Source organism: Enterocloster citroniae, assembly GCF_040545455.1.
GTDB lineage: Bacteria > Bacillota > Clostridia > Lachnospirales > Lachnospiraceae > Enterocloster > Enterocloster citroniae.
Window position 1 is genome coordinate 1 of sequence record NZ_JBEPLZ010000055.1, and the last position, 6,541, is coordinate 6,541.

Sequence of the window (6,541 nt, forward strand, 5' to 3'; positions counted from 1 at the left end):
CGTAGAGAATTTTGCCTTAGAAAAGGCCCGAATTCTCTGGGATTGTCTCTTTCTATCATGTTAGGGGTTAAAAGTCGGTATTAACCGATACCCCCTACTCCGGGGCATATATCCTCGCAGGAGCGCCCAAAATCGGAAAATCATTTCTGGTAGCGCAGCTTGCCTACCATGTCAGCACAGGGCAAAGGCTGTGGGGTTATGAAGTCCATCAGGGTACGGTTCTGTACCTTGCACTGGAGGATGATTTCCAGAGAATCCAGAGCCGAATGTTTATGATGTACGGCGTGGCGGATACCGCCAGCCTGCATTTTGCAACGGCAGCAAACAAAATCGGAAACGGTCTTGACGAGCAGCTTGAGAATTTCATAAAGGAACATCCCGACACGAAGCTGGTTATCATTGACACCATGCAGAAGATCAGAGAAGCTGGCGGCGAGGCTTACAGCTACGCCAGCGACTATGAGATCATCGGAAAGCTCAAGCGTTTTGCGGACAGACACAGCATTTGCATCGTTACCGTCCATCACACAAGAAAGCAGCCAGCCGGGGACAGCTTTGAAACGATCTCCGGCACAACAGGACTTCTCGGTTGTGCAGACGGAGCACTCCTGATGCAGAAGAAGAAACGGACAGCATTGGAGGCCACGGTCGATGCTGTGGGGCGAGATCAACAGGATCAGATTCTATATCTGAAAAAAGATGCCGACACGCAGATATGGAGCCTTGAACGGACAGAGAACGAGCCGTATCAGGAGCCGCCCGACCCGGTATTGGATACGGTTTCCCAGCTTGTTTCCTCCGAAAGCAGAGAATGGACAGGCAGCCCGACCGAGCTTGCGGAGACGGTCAATACAGGCATGGCGGCAAACGCTCTCACCAAATACCTGAACGTTAAATCCGGCAGGCTACTGGACGAGTATCATGTGAAGTACGAGAACAGAGCAAAACACTCCGGGCGGCAGGTGAAACTCACCTATATGGTAATCGACAATGTAGAGTACGAAGTAATCGACTGAGGACGGCGCGATGGCTGCAACGGTTGCAACGGTGAAAATGATGCCATCAGAGCAACCATCGCTATCGTTGCGACCATCGCGGAAAGGAGCGAAACAGAATGAAAACTGTACAAATTCCCTATGACCTGTTTCTCGACCTCGCCATATATCACCTGCGGGGTGAGGATGACTACGAAGAAGAAATCTGTCAGGGCTTGGAACAGAAGCTCGATGCCATACTGAACCGACAGCTCTATTCCAGCTATAAGACTGCCCCTACCGAGGAAGAACGGGGGCAGGCGCGGCAGGAATACCTTGACCGGCGCGGCGTTCCGCAGAGCTATCGCTGGACTGTTCCTCCTTGGGAGCTGTGACAGGAGCGTGCCACGCTCCTGTGGCTGGCAGACAAGGCAATGCATTGGCTGCTGTCTCCTCGCGTTTCCCGTCCCCATCGAAAAATCCGCAGAGTTTGAGATGGACGTGGGCAGAAAATTATGCGCAGAGGTTGTCTGCAAATAAGCTGCTGACCACGCCGGTTTTTGCGGTTTGTATCCACACTGCAGACTGCAAAACCGGCAGAGGCTTCCGCAGAAGCCGCATACCCCCTCGGAGAGCCCACGATACTTTGCAGCCGCAGGATGAAAGTATCATAGTGGGTTTATTACACTTCCGCAGAAGTGCCTCCCCGAAAGCTGCCCCGTCCTGCACAATCTGAAATCAGGAGGTAAACTGCCTATGGCAAGAGGCGATGGTATTCACCGTACCAACGCAAGAAATATGAGGCTGACGGCTGCCAGAATCGGCAATGCGCAGCAGCACAACGAACGGGAAAAAGAATCCTATGTCAATCAGGATATTGTCCCGGAGAGAACACGGCTCAATGTTCATTTCAAGAAACCGACCGCTGGATATGCGGAGATGTTTGAGCAGATGAAAAAGGACGGGATCATCTCCACCCGTGGACTGAAAGAGGACGCCTTTCTCTACGGCGAACTGATTTTTGACGTAAACACCGCCTACTTTCACAACCACGGCGGATATGACTTTGCAAAACAATTTTACACCGATGCCTACAAAGCTGCAATAGAAATTGTAGGCGGCGAGCAATATATTCTGTCTGCGGTCATGCACGCCAACGAGCGCAACCGCGCCATGTCCGATGCGCTGGGGCAGGACGTGTACCACTATCACCTTCATGTGGTCTATATCCCCGTTGTGGAAAAACAGATTCTATGGACGAAACGCTGCAAGGATAAATCGCTGGTGGGGACGGTCAAGGAAACGATACAGCAGGTCAGTATGAGCAAAAAGTGGGATTCCAAGCCCGCACTGGACGAGCATGGGAAACCGCTGCTGAACGCAAACGGGAAAACCGTGCTCCGAAAATCCTATTCCGTTCTGCAAGATGATTTCTTCGCCACCATGCGAAAGGCAGGGTATGACGATGTGGAGCGAGGCGAACGCGGCAGCTCCGAGGATCACCTGACCGTGACGCAGTTCAAAGTGCAGCAGGAGCAGGCGCGGCTGGAATCGATCGAGGATAAGATTGATAAGAAGAAGCAAACGATGGAAAAGTACAATGAGAAGATCAGGGAGCAGAAGGGAGCGGCAGCTTCCTTCCACGAGATCGACAGCATTGGGAAAAAGACCATCTCCGGCAACATCTCCATGACGCCGCAGGACGCGCAGTTTCTCAAGGAGCTTGCCAAGGAGGGCATCGCTTCTCGCGGGCTGATCGGAGATTTGAAGAATAAAGTGGAAACGCTCAAGCGCGATGTCAGCGTATGGAAACGCAAATATGAAAAGCTGCAAGAGCAGACAAAGGATTTCATGGAGGCACTCAAACGAGCGCCCCGCAAGGTCAAGGAGTTCATACAATTCATGCTCCACACCGAGCCAGAGAAGCCGGAGCAGTCCAGAAACCGTGATATGCCGCGCTGCAAGAAGTGTGACATGGAACTGTGAGCAACTACGGTGTAGAGCCGTAAAAATACGAAAATAGCCAACAGGAGCGCGTCGGACGAACCGGGCCTTGTCCGGCGTGCTCCTGTCTGAAAATCTCCGTTTTCCCCAAGTCAAGAGCCGGAGAAAACACCCGAAAAACACCCCTATTGCGTAACAGAGGCGCAGAAAGGAGCTTGCATGAGAACAGGGCTTACCAAGCAGGAAAAAACCACCGATATATGGTTTGACGAGAAAGAGCCGCTGATCTATATCCGCACACACAACACCGACCTCAAGAACAGGCTGACCGCCTACGCCGCAGTTCACCCCGGCGAGTGCCGCCAGACCAACGCAGACCCGGATACGGGCTGCATGGAGTTTGAAATACGCAAGGGGCGGTTCTCCTTTCGGCTGACTGCCCCATACAGCGCAGAACGCCGCAGGGCGGCAAGCGAAGCAGCGAAAAACGAATAAAAGGGTTTTAGGGCTTCGTTGATTGTTGCGTTGGCAACCCCACCGCAATGGTAGTGCCCTTCTCCGAACTTTTCTCTACCCAAACGGAGCCGCCGTGGAGGTCGGCGATCTCCCATACCAGTGAGAGCCCCAGTCCTGCGCCACCGTATTCCCGGCTGCGAGACTTGTCCACCCGGAAGAAGGGCTGGAAGATACTGCGCTGATACACCTCCGGGATGCCGCAGCCGGTGTCGGAGACGCGGAGCAGGAGCTTTTCCAGCTCCTGAGTGACAGAAACCCGTACCGAGCCGCCCGGCCAGTTGTACTTGACAGCATTCTCCGTCAGGTTGAAGATCAGCCGGTAGATCAGTGTATCGCTGCCAGTCATAATGCCGTCACCCTCCGCCTCCAGCGTGATGCCGTTTTTCTCCGCCAGCGGGGCGAGGTCCGTGAAGATCTCCTCGATCATGGGGGCGAGCTGGATTTGCTCGTTCCGCGCCACCTGCCGCAGATTGCTCATTTCCAGCAGCGTTCTGGTCATTTGGGTCAGCCGCTCCGTCTGCTCCCGCAGAAGGGTGAGAAACTCCGCCGTCTCTGGCCGCACATCGGGATGCTCCGCGGAAAACAGCTCCAGCCGCGCCTGCATCAGCGCCAGCGGCGTGCGCAGCTCGTGGGCGGCGTTGCCGGTGAACTGCCGTTGGGCGGCAAAGGCGTTGTTCAGCCGCTCCAGCATCTGGTTGAAGGAGCGGCTGAGCCGCCGGAACTCCGGCAGCGCGTCCTCATCGATCCTCATATCCGCCAGATTGTTCATCTGCACCTTTTCCACCTGCGAAGCAAAGCTGCGCAGGGACTTGAGAGCGCGTCCACTGACGAAGTAGGCAAGAATGCCGCTGAGCAGTGTTACCGCAGCCGTGATGTACCAGTTGGTGGTACGGAAGCGCCCTTGCGCCCCAACAACGATGATGGTCAGCTCCTCGTTGTGTGCTATGAGCTGCGGGTCGAAGCTCGCCGTGCCTTCCTCATTCAGGATCACATTGCCGCTGCCCTGCAAAGCGTCCGCAATTTTGTCCATATAGTACACACCGGATGAACAGAGCAACAGATTCATAGCCACGCAGGTGACGCCGATAAGCAGAACAGTCATCAGCGTGATGCGCCACTGTAGGGAAATCTTTCTCACGCCTCATCGCCTCCCATCAGATAGCCTTCGCCGATGCGGTTGCGGATGGGATCGTAGCCCTGCGCGGCGCGCAGCTTTTTGCGCAGGGCGGAGATATGCACCCGGATGGAGTTGCTGAAGCTGTCCACGCTGTTGTCCCAGACGTGATCCATCAGCTCCTCCTGACTCACCGGCCGCCCCTGATGTACCATTAAATATTCCAATATCCCCGTCTCCTTGCGGGTGAGCGTCAGGGGCTGTCCGCCAACGGCGGCAGAGCGGGAGCGGGTGTCAAAGGTCAGTGCCCCGCAGGTCAATATCACATCCTGCTGGGTGAACTGCCGCAGGGTCAGACTGCGGATGCGGGCCTCCAATTCAGCTAAGTGGAAGGGCTTGGCCAGATAGTCGTTGGCTCCCGCGTCCAGTCCCTCCACCTTGTCCTCCACCTCGCTGCGGGCGGAGAGGATCAGCACCCGCGTCTCACGGTCGGTCTGCCGCAGGGTACGCAGCACCGTCATGCCGTCCTTCCCCGGCAGGTTCAGATCCAGCAGGATGAGATCGTATTTCTCAACGGCGATCAGCTCCAGTGCTTTTTCTCCATCGTAGCAGTAGTCCACGCTGTAGGCCAGCCGCCGCAGACTGCGGACGATGGTCTCGCACAGAGCGCACTCGTCTTCTATGACCAAAAGGTGCATAAGAACCCTCCTTTTTTATTTCTTCATTTTCACGTTGTTCTTAATTATAGCAAAAACAGATAAGGTTTACGTTAAATTTTCGTTCTTAACAAGGACTTTAACTCTCCCGCGCTATGATGATGGCAGAAAAAATGAAGGGGTGATGGAATTGAGCCATGTGAAAAAGTCAACAGCGCAGGCCGTGCTGCTGATAGTGGGAGTCGTCATGCTGTGCTTCGGCGTCTGGCGAGGCGAGGCGTTGACGGTACTGAGCAAGGCCATTAAATTGTGTCTGGAGTGTGTGGGTATTGGGTAAGAATTTTTCAGGCGTTTCACAGACCATGTCCCGCTTCCGAGGATGGATACAGGCGGGGGCAGCTTTACTTACCAATTTGCACCTGCCCAACTTCCTCAAGGGCGGACTGTATCAGGGTGCGGGAAAGACCGTCTGCGTGCCGGGACTGAACTGCTATTCCTGCCCGGCAGCCTCCGGCGCCTGTCCTATCGGTGCATTTCAGGCGGTGGTGGGCTCGTCAAAGTTCAGCTTCTCCTATTATATCACAGGTTTCCTCATTTTGCTGGGAGTCCTGTTGGGACGCTTCATCTGCGGTTTTCTGTGCCCCTTTGGCTGGTTTCAGGAGCTGCTGCACAAAATCCCCACGAAGAAGCTTTCCACAAAGAGGCTGAAGCCGCTGCGATACCTCAAGTACGCCATTCTGTTGGTGATGGTCTTCTTGCTGCCGGCGTTCCTTGTGAACGATGTAGGCATGGGTGACCCGTTCTTCTGTAAATATCTCTGCCCACAGGGCGTGCTGGAGGGGGCCATCCCGCTGTCCCTTGCCAATTCAGGCATCCGGGCGGCGCTGGGGAGCCTGTTTACATGGAAATTCGGCATCTTGCTGGCGGTGATCGTGCTGAGCGTGCTGTTTTACCGACCCTTTTGTAAGTGGCTCTGCCCGCTGGGCGCGTTCTGCGCCCTGCTGAATAAGGCGTCCCTCTTCCAGATGAAGGTGGACAAAAACAAATGTGTCTCCTGCGGGAAATGCGCCAGAGCCTGCAAGATGGATGTGGATGTGACAAAGACGCCCAACCACACCGAGTGCATCCGCTGTGGGATGTGCATACGCGCCTGTCCCACAAACGCCGTGTGTTTCCGCTACGGCTTTGGAGACGGTAAAGATAAGGCAAAAGCAGCGGAAACGCTGCAGACAAATAACAATAACAAGCCTGCAAATAAAAAGTCAAGCTAAATTTTAAAGAACATTGAAAAATTTATACAGGTTGAAAAGTGGGTATCAAAATAAGACCGCCAGGAT

8 protein-coding genes are annotated in these 6,541 nt (G+C 54.5%); 6 read left to right on the plus strand and 2 right to left on the minus strand.

All coding sequences use genetic code 11. The features are described from left to right. Positions 1–110 precede the first annotated feature (110 nt). From ABID13_RS28400 to ABID13_RS28415, 4 genes are all read left to right on the plus strand, one after another. Positions 111–1,016 (plus strand): AAA family ATPase, encoded by a 906-nt coding sequence (locus ABID13_RS28400; RefSeq protein WP_330376853.1) that lies wholly within the window; start codon positions 111–113, stop codon positions 1,014–1,016. Between the two features lie 98 nt (positions 1,017–1,114). Continuing rightward, positions 1,115–1,369: a hypothetical protein gene (locus ABID13_RS28405; RefSeq protein WP_045091625.1), complete on the plus strand. Its 255-nt coding sequence runs from the start codon at positions 1,115–1,117 to the stop codon at positions 1,367–1,369. Positions 1,370–1,730: 361 nt separating this feature from the next. Beyond that, complete coding sequence (locus tag ABID13_RS28410) at positions 1,731–2,960, plus strand: plasmid recombination protein (RefSeq protein ID WP_045091626.1); 1,230 nt, start codon at positions 1,731–1,733, stop codon at positions 2,958–2,960. Between the two features lie 177 nt (positions 2,961–3,137). Continuing rightward, positions 3,138–3,413 (plus strand): hypothetical protein, encoded by a 276-nt coding sequence (locus ABID13_RS28415; RefSeq protein ID WP_045091627.1) that lies wholly within the window; start codon positions 3,138–3,140, stop codon positions 3,411–3,413. A 7-nt stretch (positions 3,414–3,420) separates the two neighbouring features. Here ABID13_RS28415 and ABID13_RS28420 read toward each other — a convergent pair whose 3' ends face one another. Continuing rightward, positions 3,421–4,572: a sensor histidine kinase gene (locus ABID13_RS28420; protein ID WP_045091628.1), complete on the minus strand. Its 1,152-nt coding sequence runs from the start codon at positions 4,570–4,572 to the stop codon at positions 3,421–3,423. After that, positions 4,569–5,246 (minus strand): response regulator transcription factor, encoded by a 678-nt coding sequence (locus ABID13_RS28425; RefSeq protein ID WP_045091629.1) that lies wholly within the window; start codon positions 5,244–5,246, stop codon positions 4,569–4,571. The genes ABID13_RS28420 and ABID13_RS28425 overlap by 4 nt, the downstream gene beginning before the upstream one ends. A gap of 142 nt (positions 5,247–5,388) precedes the next feature. Between ABID13_RS28425 and ABID13_RS28430 the strand changes: the two genes are divergently transcribed. Then, positions 5,389–5,541: a CD1871A family CXXC motif-containing protein gene (locus ABID13_RS28430; protein ID WP_252208481.1), complete on the plus strand. Its 153-nt coding sequence runs from the start codon at positions 5,389–5,391 to the stop codon at positions 5,539–5,541. Between the two features lie 25 nt (positions 5,542–5,566). Next, a complete protein-coding gene (locus ABID13_RS28435; RefSeq protein WP_118020222.1) occupies positions 5,567–6,475 on the plus strand; it encodes a 4Fe-4S binding protein in 909 nt (302 codons plus the stop codon). Positions 6,476–6,541: the final 66 nt, after the last annotated feature.